The following is a 15,980-nucleotide window of genomic DNA, read 5'->3' on the forward strand; positions in this document are numbered from 1 at the left end:
GCTGGGCGGCCCGGCTCGACGCGGTCAAGGCGCGGCTGCGGGCCGATCCGCACAACGGGATCGGATACGGCGTGAGCCGCTACCTTCCGGCCGGCCGCGCGGGCGGGGCCGGCGTGCCTTCGGACGCCACCCGGTCGATGATCGCCTGCGGGCCGGTGTCGCTGACGCCGGGCCGCCGGTGCGAGCCGGTGGCGCCGGACGGGGCCTCGGAAGTGCCGGGTTCGTCGTCGTCATCGGCGGCGCGTCGACGCCGGCGGCGTCCGCCGTCGACCTGGGCACCGTGCTGGGCGAGCAGCTCAGCCACGGTCTTCTGCGGCTGGTCGCCTCCGGTCTGGTCCGTCATACCTGGTGATCCCCTGCGCGCACCGTGTTGCCAGCGTCGGCATTCGGAGAAGCGGTACCCGACGGCACACCGGCGGCGCCGCGCGCGCTGTACACCGACCTCTGCATGTCCGTCACCTCTCCACCGTGCCCGTTATCCGTCCGGGAAGTCCAGTCGCGTGCTTTCACCGGTCCTCCTGTGCGCCGAAGCGCCCCACGAGGGCGGCTCCAGTCTCATCCGCGCCGTTCGAATGGTCCAGCCGCCGCAGGATGACACCCTCTCGCAGAGCCCACGGGCAGATCTCGAGTTCCGGCACACCGAGCGCCCGCATCGTGGCCTGCGCGACGAGCGCACCCGCCACGAGCTGGTGCGACCGGCTCGAGCTGACGCCCTCGAGCTGCGCCAGATCGGCCGACGGCATCCGCGAAATGAAGGCCAGGAGCTGGCGCAATGCGGTGTCCGTGAGCGTACGTCGGACGCGCGGGCCCGCCGCCGAGGGGGCGGCGCCGGTCAGCCGGGCGAGCGAGCGGAACGTCTTCGACGTCGCCACGACCCGATCGGGTTCACCCCATTTGGTGACCTTGCGGGTGAGGTCGGTGAGCTGGTCGTCCAGCCACGCCGACGTCGCGACGAGCTCGGAGCGGCTCGGCGGGTCGTGCTTGAAGCGGGTGCGCGTGGTGCGGCCGGCGCCCAGGGGCAGCGATTCGGCCAGCACCGGCTCTTCGTCGCGGCCCATCGCGACCTCGAGGGAGCCGCCGCCGATGTCGAGCACCAGCAGCTGCCCGGCCGACCAGCCGTACCAGCGGCGGACGGCGAGGAACGTCAGCCTCGCTTCGTCGGTGCCCGAAAGGACCTGCAGGTCGACGCCGGTCCGGTCGGCCACGCGGGCCAGCACCTTGGCGGAGTTCTTCGCTTCGCGGACCGCCGAGGTGGCGAAGGCCATGACCTCTTCGCAGCCGAGCCGGGCGGCGGACTCCTTGGCGGATTCGACGGCGGTCACCAGCTCGTCGGCGCCGGCCTTGGAGAGCTCGCCACCGAGGGTGATCCGCTCGGCCAGCCGCAGCACGGACTTTTCGGAATGCATCGGCGTCGGGTGGGCGCCACGGTGGGCGTCGACCACGAGCAGGTGGACGGTGTTGGAACCGACGTCGAGTACCCCTAGGCGCACGGGGGTCCAGGGTACCGGGCCCGGGCTCAGGTCTCGAACATGTAACCGAAAACACTCGGTGCGGCCTCGCCCCGGCGCGCCTCCACCGGGGCGATTCCGCACCGAAAAGGACTTACGTCTCGAACTTGTAGCCCAGGCCGCGGACCGTCACCAGGTGCCGCGGCGAGCCCGGGTCCGGCTCGATCTTCGACCGCAGCCGCTTCACGTGGACGTCGAGCGTCTTGGTGTCGCCGACGTAGTCCGCGCCCCACACCCGGTCGATCAGCTGCCCGCGGGTCAGCACCCGGCCGACGTTGCGGAGCAGGTACTCGAGCAGGTCGAACTCCTTGAGCGGGAGCGACACCTCGGCGCCGTCGACGGTCACGACGTGCCGCTCGACGTCCATCCGGACCGGGCCGGCCGAGAGCACCAGCGGGGCCAGCTCGCCGTCGGAGCCGGGCTCCCCGCCGCGGCGCAGCACCGCGCGGACCCGGGCGATCAGCTCGCGGGCCGAGTACGGCTTGGTGACGTAGTCGTCCGCGCCCAGCTCCAGGCCGACGACCTTGTCGATCTCGCTGTCGCGCGCGGTCACCATGATGACCGGCACGGCGGAGCGCTGGCGCAGCTGCTTGCAGACGTCGGTGCCGCTCATCCCGGGCAGCATGAGGTCGAGCAGCACGATGTCGGCGCCGTTGCGGTCGAACTCCTCCAGCGCGGCCTGGCCGGTGCCGGCCACGGCCGCGGTGAACCCTTCCTTGCGCAGCAGGAAGGCGAGGGGGTCGGCGAACGACTCCTCGTCCTCGACGATGAGAACCCTGGTCACAGGTTTCCTCCATGATCTGGGCTGTCCTGCCCGGTAACCACGAGCCTCTGGGTGCGCTCGGGGGTCTTCTCCTGCCGCGGTGCCGGCGAGGTCTTGGCCGCCCGCGCCGGCTCGGGGGCCGGTTCGGGGCTGACGTGCGCGGGGATGCGCAGGGTGAACGTCGAGCCGGTGCCCGGCCGGCTCCACAGCCCGACCGAGCCGCCGTGGTTGGCCGCGACGTGCTTGACGATCGCCAGGCCGAGGCCGGTGCCGCCGGTGGCGCGCGAGCGGGCCTTGTCGGCGCGGTAGAAGCGCTCGAACACGCGCTGCTGCTCGTCCTCGGCGATGCCGATGCCGCGGTCGGTGACGGCGATCTCGACCATCCCGTCGGCGAGCCGCCGGGAGATCGACACCGGGCTGCCGGCCGGCGAGTACGCGACGGCGTTCTCCAGCAGGTTCGACAGCGCGGTGACCAGCAGCGTGCGGTCGCCCTCGATGAGCAGGCCGCTGGGGTTGTCGGTGGTGATGCTGATGTCGGCGGACTCCGCCGAGAGCGTGGTGCGGCCGAGCGACTCGCGGACGACCGCGTCGACCTCGACGACGTTGAGGTCGGGCAGCCGTTCGGCGCCCTGCAGCCGCGACAGCGCGATCAGCTCGGTGACGAGCTGGCCGAGCCGGGTGGACTCGCGCAGGATCTTGCCGCCGAAGCGGCGGACCTCCTCGACGTCCTCGGCGGCGTCGAGGACGGCCTCGGTGAGCAGCGCGATCGCGCCGACCGGGGTCTTGAGCTCGTGGCTGACGTTGGCGACGAAGTCGCGGCGGACGGCCTCCAGCCGGATGGCCTCGGAGTGGTCGACGGCCTCGACGACGGTGAAGCCGTCGCCGAGCGGCCGGACCTGGCCGAGCACCGCCTCCGGCTGGCGGCCGCGCGCTTCGAGCGGCGAGAGATCGATTTCCAGCGGTTCGTCGGTTTCGACGACCTGTTCGGCGGCCTTGCGGGCCCGCGGGTCGACCCGGTTGACCTTGACCAGGCCCAGCTCGTAGGCACGCGGGTTGTGCAGCACCATGTCGCCGAACCGGTTGAGCACGACGATGCCGTTGTTCGACGACCGGACCAGCCGCTCCAGGAGCTCCGCGACGGTCGGGCCCGGCGGGCGGGCCTCCTCGCGGCGGGTGCGGGCCCGCGCGAGGAAGTAGCCGACCACCGCACCGGCCACCAGTGCGCCGATGGCCAGTGCGAGTGAAACAGGCGTGGTCACGGGCCGATCGTAAGCTGAGAAGTGGCCCTTCGGCCTAGCGTTGTCCGCCTTGTCGTGAGCACCGCGACACCTGCGGAGGACATGTTCGCCGGGGCTTCAGGCGGCGTTCACCCGATCGATTCCCCGGCGAGACATTCCGGGCGAATTCACCCGAGGGCGGCGAGGTCTTCCTCGGTCAGCTGCAGCGCCGCCGCGGCGACGTTCTGCTCGAGGTGCCCGACGTCGCCGGTGCCCGGGATGGCGAGCACGTTCGGTCCCCGGTGGAGCGTCCACGCGAGCCGCACCTGCGCCGGGGTGGCGTCGTGGCGGCGGGCGACCTCGGCGACCCGCGCGTCCTCGCCGGTTCCGCTCGCGACGGCGAAGAAGGGCACGAAGGCGATCCCCCGCTCGGCGCACATCCGGACGAGCTCGTCGTCCTCGCGGCGCGCGGTGAGGCCGTACTGGTTCTGGACGCAGACGACGGGCGCGATCTCCAGCGCCTCGGTGAGGTGGTCCGGGCCGACGTTGGAGATGCCCAGCTCGCGGATCAGCCCGGCTTCCCGCAGCTCGGCGAGCGCGCCGAAGCCGTCGGCGAGCGAGCCTTCCCCGCGGTCGAGGCTCTGGCCGATCCGGTAGTTGACGACTTCGAGGTGGTCGAGGCCCAGCTCGCGCAGGTTCTCCTCGACCTGGGCGCGCAGCTGCTCCGGCCGGGCGGTGTAGAAGGTGCCCTCGTAGTCGCGGCCGGGGCCGACCTTGGTGGTGATGACGAGGTCGTCGTAGGGCGCCAGCGCGGTGTTGAGCAGTTCGTTCGCCGAGCGCGGCCCGGCGAAGTAGAAGGCGGCGGTGTCGAAGTGGTTCACGCCCAGCTCGACGGCCCGGCGCAGCACGGCGAGCGACGTCTCGCGGGCGCGGATGCCACCGTCCGAAGCGGACATCAGGCGCATGGCGCCGAACCCGAGGCGGTTGACTTCGAAGGAGCCGAGCTTCCAGGTGCCCGCCGCGGCGGCGGGTGCGGTGGTGTTCGTGGTCATGGCTCCAGCCTTCCGGCGCGGCCCGCGCGACCACCGCGGTTGGCATCTTGCTGCCACACTGGAATGCGTGGAGAAGGTGACTGACGTCGTCATGGTGCGCGGCGAAGCGGAGCTGTTCGAGCGGACGGCCCACCTGTTCGAGGCCGCCACGGAGATCTCGTGTGCGGCGCGCGATCTGCACACGTGGTCGGTCGCGCACCCGAACGCGCCCGAGCGCGAGCGTTCGGTGCGCGGGATGACCGTGCGCAAGGTGTACCAGCCCGGCGTGCTGCTCGACGCCGCGCTGGCGGAGCACCTGCGGACCATGGCCGAGAACGGCGCCCGGATCCGGATCACCGAGCGCGAGATCAACGAGACGATCATCCTCGACCGCCGGATCGCGATCGTGGCCGGCGACCAGGTCGGCGGGGTCCGCGGTTACACCGTGCTCAGCAGCCCGGCCCTGGTGCAGGGCATCCTGTCGCTGTTCGAGGCGGCCTGGCACGGCGCGACCGACCTCGAGTCCTACCAGGCGCGGTTCACCGAGCTGGGTGCGCGGGAAATCCTGGAGCAGCTGGCCACGGGCTGCAAGGACGAGACGGCGGCGCGGGTCCTCGGCGTCAGCCTGCGCACCTACCGGCGCCGGGTGGCGGAGCTGATGGAGCTGCTGGGCGCGTCTTCGCGCTTCCAGGCCGGCGCCCGGGCCCGCGAGGCCGGTCTGCTGTGAAGCACGAAGGCCACGTCGCGGAGCCCCGCAACGTGGCCTTCGGAACAGCTCAGCGGCCCTGGTTGGCCACCGCGGCAGCGGCTTCCTTCGCGGCGTCCGGGTCGAGGTACTCGCCGCCCGGCTGCACCGGCTTCAGGTCCTCGGTGAGGTCGTACCGCAGCGGGATGCCGGTCGGGATGTTCAGCCCGGCGATGTCCGCGTCCGAGATGCCGTCGAGGTGCTTGACCAGCGCGCGCAGCGAGTTGCCGTGCGCGGCGACCAGCACCGTCCGGCCCGCGCGCAGGTCCGGCACGATCGCGGACTCCCAGTACGGCAGGAGCCGCTCGACGACGTCCTTCAGGCACTCGGTCAGCGGGGCCTGGTCGCCGAGGTTCGCGTAGCGGGGGTCGCCCGCCTGGCTCCACTTGTCGTCCGGGTCGATCGGCGGCGGCGGGGTGTCGTACGAGCGGCGCCAGAGCATGAACTGCTCCTCGCCGAACTCGTTCAGGGTCTGCTTCTTGTCCTTGCCCTGCAGCGCGCCGTAGTGGCGCTCGTTGAGGCGCCAGTCGCGCTTCACCGGGATCCAGTGCCGGTCGGCGGCGTCCAGCGCGATGTTCGCGGTGGCGATCGCGCGGCGCAGCAGCGAGGTGTGCACCACGTCCGGGAGCAGCCCGGCGTCGGCCAGCAGCCGGCCGCCCTGGCGGGCCTCGCCCTCACCCTGTTCCGACAGCGGTACGTCCACCCAGCCGGTGAACAGGTTTTCCGCGTTCCACGTGCTCTGCCCGTGCCGCAGCAGTACCAACGTCCCAATCTCGCCCATGGTCCTCAGCCTGCCAGAACGCACTCCGCAGCCGACTGGTGACCTCTGTCCTACTTAGAGTGTGTTACTCCGAAGTAACGGGTCACTCTTCGACAAGTCGGGCCGCCAACAGCGCGCAAAAATCCGAGTTGAAACTGCACACTGTTATCGACATTTCGAAAATTCACTCGAACGGGCTAGCCAGTAGCCTTGTGATTACCCGCCGGGATCTGACAGGTTGACTACGTCCCGAACGGCCGGATTCCACGCACTCCCCGGCCGGATTCGGGCATTGACCGCGGCTCGTCTCCCCCCTGCCGAGCCGCGGCCCGCCCGGCCCCGTTGGCACCCCCCTCGTCACCGGGTCCTGATCGGCGGGAACTTCAGCGGGGCGGCTCGAGATCGCGACTCCCCCTCCCTCGAGCCGTCCCGCCTGTTCCGCTTCAGCTCTCGCTCGGTTCCGGGGCCGGCACCGGCGTCCGGCGGCGGCGGTACAGCCACCGGCCGAGCCAGCCCAGCGGCACGAGGAACAGCAGGAACGGCGCGAGCGCGCCCAGCACGGTGAGCAGGCCGCCGCCGAAGACGAGGAACGCGTGCCAGCCACCGGCCAGCCCGCCGAGGAACCCGCTGTGGTCCTCGCTCGGCGGCGGGGGCGCCGCGACGCTGCGGATCGTCATCGCCACGGTCGCCATCGCGACGCTGCCGGCCAGGGAATTCCGCTGCTGTTCGAGCGATTCGAGGGCCGCCTCGCGGCTCGTCAGCTCGCTTTCGACCGAAGCGATCTCCGACACCGAACTGGCCCGCGCGAGCAGGGCGCGGATCCGCTCCACCGACGCCCGCTGCGTCGCCAGCCGCGCTTCGACGTCGACCACCTGCCCGGTCACGTCCTGCGTGTTCAGCTCCCGCTTCACCAGACCGCCCAGGTGCACGAGCTGGTCGAGCACGCCGTCGAGCCGGTCGGCGGGTACCGCGAGGCTGAGTGTCGCCAGCTCGTCGCCGGTGCTCTCCTGGCCGGTGTAGCCGCCGGCGCCCTCCGCGATCCCGCGGGCCTGCGCGACGACGTCGACCACCTTGGGGGCGGTCAGTTCCAGCCGGGCGCTGCGCGAGAGCTTCCGTTCGGTGGCGCCCGGCTGCGGCGGGGTCACCTTCTCCTGCCCGGACTTCCCGCTGCCCTGTTGCGGCGCCACCGGGACCGGCCCGGCACCGGCGCTGTCCGCACTCGTCGACGCTCTCTCCGCCGCCGAGCAGCCGGCCAGCACGAACGCCACCGCGACGACCGCGAGCCCGGCTCTCCATCGAGTCCGCATCCTGGGTCTCCCTCCAGTTTCGACTGGCGAGGAGACGGATGTCCGGTTCAGGGCCGTTGCACGGCCCTGGTCACGACTCGGTCAAGCCCGGTTCGTGCGGCCGCTCGGGCGCGACGAGGTGCTTGAACGCCTGGAGGTTGGCCAGGGACTCACCGCGGGAGACGCGCCAATCCCACTCGCGCTTGATCGACGTCGCGAAGCCGATCTCGAGCAGCGTGTTGAAGTCGCCGTCGGCCGCTTCCAGCACCTGGCCGAGCACCTTGTCGAGCTCGTCGGCGCTCATCGTCTCCTTGCCGAACCGGCCGACCAGGTAGATGTCCCCGAGACTGTCCACTGTGTAGTGCACGCCGTAGAGCTTCGCGTTGCGCTGCAACAGGAACCGGTAAACGTCCTCATGGGACTCGTCCGGACGGCGGCAGACGAAGGCCTCCACCGAGAACGCGTGGTCGCCGTCGACCAGCCACGCGTTCGTCTGCAGCTTCTTCGTGCCTGGCAACGTGACGAAGTACTTGCCCGGTCCGCGCCGGTCGTACTTCAGCTCCGCGGAGTCCAAAGTAGACCGGATCAGCTCGTCCAGGCTCACACCGCCACCTCCGCGCGCAGGTCCAGCGCGCGGGAAAACGCGCTGGTGGCCTGAGCATAGATGTCGAGGAGCGCGTCCGTCGTACGGCGCCAGGAGAACCGCCGCGCGTGCACGACGGCGTTCGCGCCGAGCTCGGCGCGCCGGTCGGGCCGCAGCGCGACCGCGGCCAGCGCGTCCGCCCACTCCTCGGCGCCGTGCCCCGGGACCAGCAGCCCGGAAACACCGTGCGGCACCGCCACCGGCAGCCCGCCGACCTCGGCCGCGACCACCGGCGTCCCGCAGGCCTGCGCCTCGAGGGCGACCAGGCCGAACGACTCGTTGTAGCTGGGCACCGCGACGACGTCGGCCGCGCGGAAGACCCGGGCGAGGCGCTCGCCCGGCTGCGGCGGCAGGAACCGGACCTGCCGCTCGATGCCGAGCGAGCCGGCCAGCTCGCGCAGGGCCTGCGGCTGCTCCAGCCCGGTGCCCGACGGGCCGCCGACGATCAGCACGACCAGCCGCGAACACAGTTCGGGACGGCGGCGCAGCATCGCGGCCGCGGCGTACAACAGGACGTCCGGCGCCTTGAGCGGCTGGATCCGGCCCGCGAACGCGAGCACCACGTCGTCGTCGGCCAGCCCCAGCTCCGCGCGCGCGACGGACTTGGCGCCCGGCGTGAAGCGCTCGAGGTCGACACCCGGCGGCACGACGTGCACCGCGTGCGGCTCGGCGTCGTAGAGCTCGATGAGCTGCCGCGCCTCGACCGCGGTGTTGGCGACCAGCCGGTCGGCCTCGGCGACCACCTGCTCCTCGCCGATCACGCGGGTGCGCGGCTCGGGCTTGTCGCCCTCGGCGAGCGCGGCGTTCTTCACCTTCGCCAGGGTGTGCGCGGTGTGCACGAGCGGCACGGACCACCGGTCGCGGGCGAGCCAGCCGACCTGGCCCGACAGCCAGTAGTGCGAGTGGATGAGGTCGTAGTGGCCGGGCTCGTGGAAGGCTTCGGTCCGCAGCACGCCGGAGGTGAACGCGCACAGCTGGGCGGGCAGCTCGTCGCGGCCGAGCGGCTCGAACGGACCGGCCTGGACGTGCCGCACGGTCACCCCGGGCGCCAGCTCGGCCACCGGCGGCTGCCCGGACGCGGTCGCCCGGGTGAACACCTCGACCTCGACGCCGCGGCGGGCCATCTCGGTCGCGGTCTGGCTGACGTAGACGTTCAGCCCGCCCGCGTCCCCGGTCCCGGGCTGCTCGAGTGGCGAAGTGTGCACGGACAGCACCGCGATCCGGCGCGGCACAGCCCGGAACCTCCGGATGGAGCTGGTCACCTGGTCACGTCTCCCGCGTACTTCAGCATTCCTCGGCGAACTGCCGGAGCACCGCGTCGAACTCGGCCGCGGACTCGGCGAAGGGCGTGTGGCCCCCGTCAACGAACCAACGCCCGACGGCACCCGGAATCTTCCCGAGGGCGTGCTCGGCCGCTGAGGGCTCGATCACGCGGTCGGCCGTGCCGTGCGCGACCAGGGTCGGTTTGTCGATCCCGGCCAGCACTTCTTCGCTGCCGACGTCCCGGCGGAACAGCGCCGAGCGGACCGCGGGCGGCACAGTGAGAGAAGCCCCGAGCAGGGCCTGGACCTGCGCGCCCGGCACCGGCCCGGTGACCATCCCGCGGCTGAACGCGGTGAGCGCGGGGACCGCGATGTCCGGATCGTCCGAAAGCATCGCCCGCATGTGCTCCCGCATCAGGGACCCGACGCGCCCGCCCGGCCGGTCGCGGCCGATCTCGGTGATGGCGCCGACGAGTACGAGCCCGCGCAGCCGGGCGGTGCCGTGCACGCGGATGTGGTCGGTCAGCACCAGGCCGCCGTAGGACCAGGCGACGACGATCGCGTCCGGGCCGGCGAAGTCGAGCACCGCCGCGAGGTCGTCCGCCCAGACTTCGGGGTCGTCGTACCCGCGCACCGGGACGTCGGACGCGCCGTGGCCCCGCAGGTCCATCGCGACCAGGCGGAACCGCTCGGTCAGTGCCGGGTCGGCGAGCTGCGCGTCCCAGCACCGGGCCGACTGCGCCCAGCCGTGCACGAACACGATCGGCCGGCTGTTCGCCTCGCCCTCGACCCGCAGGCCGAGCCGGACCCCGCCGTGGCCGACGACTTCGGTGCGCACGGGCTACTTCGCACCCAGCCCTTGCCAGGCCGCCCAGCTGTAGTTCCAGTCCTTGACGTCCGAGGCCATCGGCGGGCCGAGCTTCGAGCCGGTGATCTCGACCGGGTCGCCGATCATCGCCGAGTCGAAGTAGTCCTTGGCGTCGGCTTCCAGCAGGTTGACGCAGCCGTGGGAGTTGTTGTTCTTCCCGATGTTGGCCGCGTTGTCCTGGTTCTCGTGGATGAACTCGCCGTGGTTGGAGAACCGGCAGGCCCACTTCTTGTTGACGTTCGTGTAGCCGTAGCGGGCGTTGTCGAAGATCGCCGACGGCTCCTTGCTCATGATGATGTAGGTGCCGTTCGGGGTGTTGCGGTCGACCTCGGCGTCCAGCCCGTTCGCGCACGGGTAGCTCTTGACCTGCGAGCCGCCCCGGTAGACGCGCATCTGGTGGTCGGGGGTGTTGACCTTGACCACCTGGTTGCGGCCGATCTTGAACTTCGTGGTGACGTCGGCCTTGCCGTACGCGCCGCCGCCCAGGTCGACGCCGTACAGCTTCGCCTCGACGTTCACGGTGATGTTCTGCGGCCAGTACTCCTTCGGCCGGTAGTCGACCTGGCTGTCGGACAGCCAGCCCCACGCACCCTCGACCTCCCCCTTGTCCGTCTTCACGGACAGGGCCTTCTCGACCGCCTTGCGGTCCTTGACCGCCGACGCGAACTTGACGCTGATCGGCATGGCGACCCCGACGGTCTGGTTGTCGGCCGGGTTGAGCGTGGCGCGGATCTGCTTCGCCGGGTTGATCGTGGTGAAGGTGCCCTTGAACTCGACCGGCTTGCCGTCGCTGCCGGTGGCCTTGGCCGAGTAGGTGTAGGTCTTGCCGTAGCCGAGCGGCTCGGAGCTGGTCCAGGCGAGGCCGTCCGGCGAGAGGTCGCCCTTGACGTCCTTGCCGCCGTCGGCGCTCAGCTTGCACTCGGTGAGCTTGCCGTCGGCGACCTTCAGCACGGCGGGCTTGAGCACCGGGACGTCCTTGGCGTCGGCGGCGGGCTCGGCCGTGATCTTCGCCACGGGCTGCGCGCCGCCGCCCTCGCCGTCGCTGTTGGCACCGGTCGGCTTGGCGGTGCCGCCCGTCTCGCTGGAACACGCGGCGGCGGCCAGTGCGGCTCCAGCCGCCAGGGCAGCCTTGAAGACCGTACGCCGTTCGATCACCGAAACCTCCTGGAATCCCCCGCCGACCAGCGGGCACACGCCTTTAGCGCTGGTGGCCCGGCCGACGTTACCTGCTGGCAGGTGAAGACCAACCGTTCAGGTAGCGACGTCTTTGTCGACAAAGACGTCCTACACACGTACGGGTTGCCCGGTTCGGCTCAAATCACGCAGTTGACGAGCAGCGGTTCGGGGTGCAGCAGGACGCCGAACCGCTCGTGGACGCCGTCGCGGACCTCGCGGGCCAGCGCCAGCAGGTCCTCCGTGGTCGCCTCGCCGCGGTTGGTCAGGGCGAGGGTGTGTTTCGTCGACAGCGAAACGCGGTTCCCCGGACCGGGGTACCCCTTGGCGAAGCCGGCCCGCTCGATCAGCCAGGCCGCGGACAGCTTGACCCCGCCGTCGGCCGGGTACTGCGGCACGTCCGCGCCGACGACGTCCGTGATCCGCTTCAAGACCGCTTCGACCTCGGCCGACGGGACGATCGGGTTGGTGAAGAACGAGCCCGCGCTCCACGTGTCGTGGTCGTCCTGGTCGAGCACCATGCCCTTGCCGCGACGCAGTTCGAGCACGGCTTCGCGCGCTTCGGCGGCCGGGACGCGGGCGCCGATCCCGACCCCGAGCGTGCGCGCCAGCTCGGCGTAGCGGATGGGCGCGGAGAGCCCGTCTTCGCGGACCTCGAAGCGGACCGAAAGCACGACGCCGGTGTCCGTGCCCTTGAGGACGCTGGTGCGGTAGGCGAAGCCGAGTTCGCCGGCCTTGAGCGTGCGCACTTCGCGCGTCCCGCGGTCGTAGAGCTCCACCGAGACGATCGACTCGGCGACCTCGCAGCCGTACGCGCCGACGTTCTGGATCGGTGTCGCGCCGACGCTGCCGGGGATGCCGGAGAGGCATTCGAGCCCGCCCAGCCCGGCCTCCACCAGCCCGGCGACGAAGGCGTCCCAGTTCTGCCCGGCCTGGACCTCGACGACACCGCCGTCGCGGTGCCAGCCGGTGTTCGCCACCTCGACCAGCGTCCCGTCGAACCCCGCGTCGCCGACCACCAGGTTGGAGCCGCCGCCGAGCAGCAGCACCGGCTCGCCGGCCGCGTCCGCCTCGCGAACCGCCGTGACGAGGTCTTCGCTGGTCACGGCGCTGACGAAGCGGCGGGCCGGGCCGCCGAGGCGCAGCGTGGTGTACGCGGCGAGCTTCGGGAGAGCGGGAGTTCGGGCGGAGTTCACGCGTCTGACGGTACTGTCCGGCTCATGGGATCCCGGATCGAGCACCGCGCTGAGTTCTCCGCCGACGTCGCCGCGACGTACGCGGCGGTCGCCGGCGAAGAGGCCCTGCGGGCGCGCCTGGAGCAGCTCGGCGGGCACGACGCGGCGCTGCTGGCGTACGAGGTGTCCGGCACGGACCTGCGGTACGAGCTGCGGCAGGGGATCAGCGCGGACAAGCTGCCGCAGGCGGTCCGGACGCTGCACAAGGGCGACCTGCGGGTGACCCGCACGCAGACCTGGCGGGTGAGCAAGGACGGCACGGGCCGCCAGGGCAACGCGACCGTCGAGGTCGGCGGTGTGCCGGGCGAGATCAGCGCGCGGACGGCCTTGCTGGCCAACGGCGGCAAGACCGTGCTGCGGATCAGCGGCGAGGTGACGGTCCGGATCCCGCTGTTCGGCGGGAAGCTGGAGAGCGTGATCGCCGAGCAGGTCACGAAGCTGCTGGAGCACGAGGCCGAATTCACCGCGAAGTGGCTGGCCGGGGCCGCCTGAGTCCGGTCGGCGCGCCGACGCGCGGCACGACCAACCCGAACCGCCTGCGCCGGGTCGACCGCTGGATCGCGGCCGCGCCGGCGACGTCCCGGCTGCTGCGCGCGGCCGGTTCGCCGTTGGTGGTCGATCTCGGATACGGCGCTTCCCCGGTCACGACGGTCGAGCTGGCGCGGTGGCTGCGCCGGGTCCGCCCGGACGTCCGGGTGCTCGGCCTGGAGCTGGATCCGGAGCGGGTGGCCGTTGCGCAGTCCGCCGCGGCACCGCCCCTCCTGGAGTTCCGCCGCGGCGGGTTCGAGCTGGCCGGGACGCGGCCGGTGCTGGTCCGGGCGTTCAACGTGCTCCGCCAGTACGCGGAGGACGAGGTCGCGGGCGCGTGGCGCCTGATGCTGGACTCGATGCCCGCCGAGGGTCTCCTGGTCGAGGGCACGTGCGACGAAATCGGGCGGCTGTCGACGTGGGTCCTGGTCTCGGCGTCCGGCCCGGTCTCGCTGACGCTTTCGATGCGCCTGGCGGGCCTGGAGCGCCCGTCGACGGTGGCCGAGCGGCTGCCGAAGGCGCTGATCCACCGGAACGTGCCCGGTGAGCGCGTCCACGCGCTGTTGGCGGCCCTCGACACCTGCTGGGCCACCGCGGCACCGCACCAGGCGTTCGGGGTGCGGTCCCGCTGGCTGGAGACGGTCCGGCTGCTGGCCGCGCGGGGGTGGCCGGTGCTGGGCCCGCCGTCCCGGATCCGCCTCGGCGAGCTGACCGTTCCGTGGGAAGCGGTCGCCCCCGCCTGAACGTTCACCGGGCCACCCCCGCTGCGTCACCCCGAAGTGACCTGCGGTGATCACCATTGAGCCGTGGAACTCCTGGCGCAGGTCACCGAGGTCCTGCGCGACGCGCTGGGCTCGCCGTGGCTGTGGGTGCTCGTCTTCGCCGTGTCCGGCTTGGACGCGCTGCTGCCGTTCATGCCCAGCGAAACCACCGTCGTCACCGTCGCCGTCCTGCTCGGGCCCGATCCCGCGCGGCTCACCCTGCTCGCCGTGGTGGCGGCCGCGGGCGCGTGGGCGGGCGACTGCCTCGGGTACGCCGTCGGCCGATCCGCGGGGCCACGGGCGATCGCGCGGCTGCAGCGCGGGCCCGACGGCCGCCGCCGGTACGAGTGGGCGCGCGACCGGGTGCGGCGCAACGGCGGGCTGCTGATCATCGCGGCCCGGTACCTGCCCGGCGGACGCGTCGCCAGCGCGCTGGCCAACGGCAGCCTCGGCTACCCGCTGCCGAAGTTCGTCGTGCTCGACGCCGCGGGCGCGGCGATCTGGGCGGCGTACAGCGTGCTGATCGGGCTGGCGGGCGGAGCCGCCTTCGCCGACGAGCCGGCCAAGGGCCTGCTGCTGTCCTTCAGCCTGGGCCTGGGATTGGTGTTCGCCATCGAGGCCGGGAGACGGCTACGGTCGGCACATGCTCGAAGCGATCGACGTCCACGCGGACGGGCTCAAGCGGGCGGCGCTGGCGGCCGGGCCGTCGGCCGGGGTACCGAACTGTCCGAAGTGGACTGTCCATGACCTGGTGACGCACATCGCGTTCGTGCACGCCTTCGCGGTCGGCCTGGCGATGAACCGGCCGGTGCCGCCGACTCCGCCGCCGGGCTGGGACGACGTCCTCGGGTGGTGGGACGGCCAGCGCCTCGCCCTGCGCGAAGCGCTCGGCCGCAACCCGGAAACGCCCGCCTTCTCGCCGTACCCGGGCTTCGAGTCGACGGTCGGCGACTGGACGCGGCGGATGGCGCACGAGACGGCGATCCACCGACTCGACGCCGAATCGGCCCTCGAAGCCGGTCCGGGAACGCGCTTCTCGTCGGAGTTCGCGAACGACGGGATCGACGAGTTCCTGACCTACCTCGCCCCACGCCTGGGCAAGAAGGCCGACCTGCGCGTCACGACGCCGGAGCGCGAGTGGGCCCTCGGCGACCCCGCCGCCGAGGTCTCCGGTGCCGCCGACGACGTCTACCGGGCACTGTGGGGCCGTCCGCACCGGGCGTCGGTCACGGGTGATCTCGCACCGCTCGCGGCGCCCTGACCAGCACCAGGGAGAATGCCGGGCGTGACCGCACCCGAACGCCGCTACGTCATCACCTTCGGCTGCCCCGACCGCACCGGCATCATCGCCCGGATCTCCGGGTTCCTCGCCGAGCACGGCGGCTGGATCGTCGAGGCGGCCTACCACACCGACCCGGACACGGGCTGGTTCTTCACCCGCCAGGTGGTCCGGGCCGACTCGCTGCCCTTCGACGCCGCCGAGCTGCGCGCCCGCTTCGGCGAAGTGGCCGCGGAGCTGTCCGCGGAGTCGAGCTGGCAGGTCAGCGACACCGGGGAGCGGCGCCGCGCGGTGATCCTCGTCTCCAAGGCCGGGCACTGCCTGTACGACCTGCTCGGCCGGGTCGCCTCCGGGGAGCTCGAGGTCGACATCGCCGCGGTGATCGGCAACCACGACTCGCTGGCCGACATCACCCGCGCGCACGGCATCCCGTTCCACCACGTGCCGTTCCCGGCCGGGGGGAAGGAAGCCGCGTTCGAGCAGGTGCGCAAGCTGGTCGACGAGCACGACCCGCACGCGGTGGTGCTGGCCCGGTTCATGCAGATCCTGCCCGCCGACCTGTGCCGCGAGTGGGCGGGCCGGGCGATCAACATCCACCACAGCTTCCTGCCGTCGTTCATCGGCGCGAAGCCGTACCACCAGGCGCACACGCGCGGAGTGAAGCTGGTCGGCGCGACCTGCCACTACGTGACGGCGGACCTCGACGCCGGCCCGATCATCGAGCAGGACGTCATCCGCGTCGACCACGGCGACTCGGTGGAGGACATGGTCCGCAAGGGCCGCGACATCGAGAAGGTCACCCTGGCCCGCGGCCTCCGGTGGCACCTGGAGAACCGCGTGCTGGTGCACGGCAACCGCACCGTGGTGTTCTGACCGCGGTCGTGAGTGGTAATTCGGGTTCTAACCCGAATTACCACTCAC

At 71.9% G+C, this 15,980-nt stretch carries 18 protein-coding genes; 6 read left to right on the forward strand and 12 right to left on the reverse strand.

Annotated features, from left to right (window positions below; genetic code table 11):
- Positions 1-79 precede the first annotated feature (79 nt).
- The 5 genes from ACWED2_RS47285 to ACWED2_RS47305 all read right to left on the reverse strand — a co-directional run bounded on the left by ACWED2_RS47285 (position 80) and on the right by ACWED2_RS47305 (position 4,540).
- The gene (locus ACWED2_RS47285; protein ID WP_449697044.1) at positions 80-343 is read right to left on the reverse strand and encodes a hypothetical protein; all 264 of its coding nucleotides are present in this window, start codon (positions 341-343) and stop codon (positions 80-82) included.
- 163 nt (positions 344-506) lie between these two features.
- Positions 507-1,490, reverse strand: coding sequence for a Ppx/GppA phosphatase family protein (locus ACWED2_RS47290; protein WP_449697045.1), 984 nt, complete (start codon positions 1,488-1,490; stop codon positions 507-509).
- A 112-nt stretch (positions 1,491-1,602) separates the two neighbouring features.
- A complete protein-coding gene (locus tag ACWED2_RS47295) occupies positions 1,603-2,292 on the reverse strand; it encodes a response regulator transcription factor (RefSeq protein ID WP_091303839.1) in 690 nt (229 codons plus the stop codon).
- Entirely contained in the window at positions 2,289-3,530 is a 1,242-nt protein-coding gene (locus ACWED2_RS47300) for a sensor histidine kinase (protein WP_449697046.1), read from the reverse strand. The genes ACWED2_RS47295 and ACWED2_RS47300 overlap by 4 nt, the downstream gene beginning before the upstream one ends.
- Positions 3,531-3,676: 146 nt before the next feature.
- Positions 3,677-4,540, reverse strand: a complete 864-nt coding sequence (locus tag ACWED2_RS47305; protein WP_449697047.1) for an oxidoreductase — start codon at positions 4,538-4,540, stop codon at positions 3,677-3,679.
- 67 nt (positions 4,541-4,607) lie between these two features.
- On the opposite strand from ACWED2_RS47305, the gene ACWED2_RS47310 reads away from it, so the two are divergent.
- Positions 4,608-5,246 (forward strand): DNA-binding response regulator, encoded by a 639-nt coding sequence (locus ACWED2_RS47310; protein WP_449697048.1) that lies wholly within the window; start codon positions 4,608-4,610, stop codon positions 5,244-5,246.
- Between the two features lie 49 nt (positions 5,247-5,295).
- On the opposite strand, the gene ACWED2_RS47315 is transcribed toward ACWED2_RS47310, so the two are convergent.
- From ACWED2_RS47315 to ACWED2_RS47345, 7 genes are all read right to left on the reverse strand, one after another.
- Positions 5,296-6,045 carry a phosphoglyceromutase gene (locus ACWED2_RS47315; protein ID WP_449697049.1) on the reverse strand — a complete coding sequence of 250 codons (750 nt, stop codon included), beginning with the start codon at positions 6,043-6,045 and terminating at the stop codon, positions 5,296-5,298.
- A 422-nt stretch (positions 6,046-6,467) separates the two neighbouring features.
- Positions 6,468-7,331, reverse strand: a complete 864-nt coding sequence (locus ACWED2_RS47320; RefSeq protein ID WP_449697050.1) for a DUF4349 domain-containing protein — start codon at positions 7,329-7,331, stop codon at positions 6,468-6,470.
- 70 nt (positions 7,332-7,401) lie between these two features.
- Positions 7,402-7,914 carry a YbjN domain-containing protein gene (locus tag ACWED2_RS47325; protein ID WP_449697051.1) on the reverse strand — a complete coding sequence of 171 codons (513 nt, stop codon included), beginning with the start codon at positions 7,912-7,914 and terminating at the stop codon, positions 7,402-7,404.
- Positions 7,911-9,215 carry a D-inositol-3-phosphate glycosyltransferase gene (gene mshA / locus ACWED2_RS47330; protein ID WP_449697052.1) on the reverse strand — a complete coding sequence of 435 codons (1,305 nt, stop codon included), beginning with the start codon at positions 9,213-9,215 and terminating at the stop codon, positions 7,911-7,913. Before mshA ends, ACWED2_RS47325 begins: the two co-directional genes overlap by 4 nt.
- 22 nt (positions 9,216-9,237) lie before the next feature.
- Positions 9,238-10,053, reverse strand: a complete 816-nt coding sequence (locus ACWED2_RS47335; RefSeq protein WP_449697053.1) for an alpha/beta fold hydrolase — start codon at positions 10,051-10,053, stop codon at positions 9,238-9,240.
- Positions 10,054-10,056: 3 nt separating this feature from the next.
- On the reverse strand, positions 10,057-11,238 hold the full coding sequence (locus tag ACWED2_RS47340) for a L,D-transpeptidase (RefSeq protein WP_449697054.1): 1,182 nt from the start codon (positions 11,236-11,238) through the stop codon (positions 10,057-10,059).
- A 158-nt stretch (positions 11,239-11,396) separates the two neighbouring features.
- The gene (locus ACWED2_RS47345; protein ID WP_449697055.1) at positions 11,397-12,452 is read right to left on the reverse strand and encodes a UDP-N-acetylmuramate dehydrogenase; all 1,056 of its coding nucleotides are present in this window, start codon (positions 12,450-12,452) and stop codon (positions 11,397-11,399) included.
- A gap of 24 nt (positions 12,453-12,476) precedes the next feature.
- Here ACWED2_RS47345 and ACWED2_RS47350 point away from each other — a divergent pair, with 24 nt between their 5' ends.
- From ACWED2_RS47350 to purU, 5 genes are all read left to right on the forward strand, one after another.
- Positions 12,477-12,983: a DUF2505 domain-containing protein gene (locus ACWED2_RS47350; RefSeq protein ID WP_449697056.1), complete on the forward strand. Its 507-nt coding sequence runs from the start codon at positions 12,477-12,479 to the stop codon at positions 12,981-12,983.
- On the forward strand, positions 12,962-13,762 hold the full coding sequence (locus ACWED2_RS47355; protein ID WP_449697057.1) for a class I SAM-dependent methyltransferase: 801 nt from the start codon (positions 12,962-12,964) through the stop codon (positions 13,760-13,762). The genes ACWED2_RS47350 and ACWED2_RS47355 overlap by 22 nt, the downstream gene beginning before the upstream one ends.
- 63 nt (positions 13,763-13,825) lie before the next feature.
- The gene (locus ACWED2_RS47360; RefSeq protein WP_449697058.1) at positions 13,826-14,527 is read left to right on the forward strand and encodes a DedA family protein; all 702 of its coding nucleotides are present in this window, start codon (positions 13,826-13,828) and stop codon (positions 14,525-14,527) included.
- Positions 14,424-15,041 carry a maleylpyruvate isomerase family mycothiol-dependent enzyme gene (locus ACWED2_RS47365; protein ID WP_449697059.1) on the forward strand — a complete coding sequence of 206 codons (618 nt, stop codon included), beginning with the start codon at positions 14,424-14,426 and terminating at the stop codon, positions 15,039-15,041. The genes ACWED2_RS47360 and ACWED2_RS47365 overlap by 104 nt, the downstream gene beginning before the upstream one ends.
- A gap of 15 nt (positions 15,042-15,056) precedes the next feature.
- Positions 15,057-15,932 (forward strand): formyltetrahydrofolate deformylase, encoded by an 876-nt coding sequence (gene purU / locus ACWED2_RS47370; protein ID WP_449697060.1) that lies wholly within the window; start codon positions 15,057-15,059, stop codon positions 15,930-15,932.
- The last annotated feature ends 48 nt before the right edge of the window (positions 15,933-15,980 follow it).

The organism is Amycolatopsis sp. NPDC005003 (assembly GCF_053600695.1).

Excerpts from the sequence above, each read along its gene's own strand:
- ACWED2_RS47285 (WP_449697044.1), bottom strand. The coding sequence starts at position 343 with ATGACGGACCAGACCGGAGGCGACCAGCCGCAGAAGACCGTGGCTGAG.
- ACWED2_RS47350 (WP_449697056.1), top strand. The coding sequence starts at position 12,477 with ATGGGATCCCGGATCGAGCACCGCGCTGAGTTCTCCGCCGACGTCGCC.
- ACWED2_RS47305 (WP_449697047.1), bottom strand. The coding sequence starts at position 4,540 with ATGACCACGAACACCACCGCACCCGCCGCCGCGGCGGGCACCTGGAAG.
- ACWED2_RS47315 (WP_449697049.1), bottom strand. The coding sequence starts at position 6,045 with ATGGGCGAGATTGGGACGTTGGTACTGCTGCGGCACGGGCAGAGCACG.
- ACWED2_RS47320 (WP_449697050.1), bottom strand. The coding sequence starts at position 7,331 with ATGCGGACTCGATGGAGAGCCGGGCTCGCGGTCGTCGCGGTGGCGTTC.
- purU (WP_449697060.1), top strand. The coding sequence starts at position 15,057 with ATGCCGGGCGTGACCGCACCCGAACGCCGCTACGTCATCACCTTCGGC.
- ACWED2_RS47365 (WP_449697059.1), top strand. The coding sequence starts at position 14,424 with ATGCTCGAAGCGATCGACGTCCACGCGGACGGGCTCAAGCGGGCGGCG.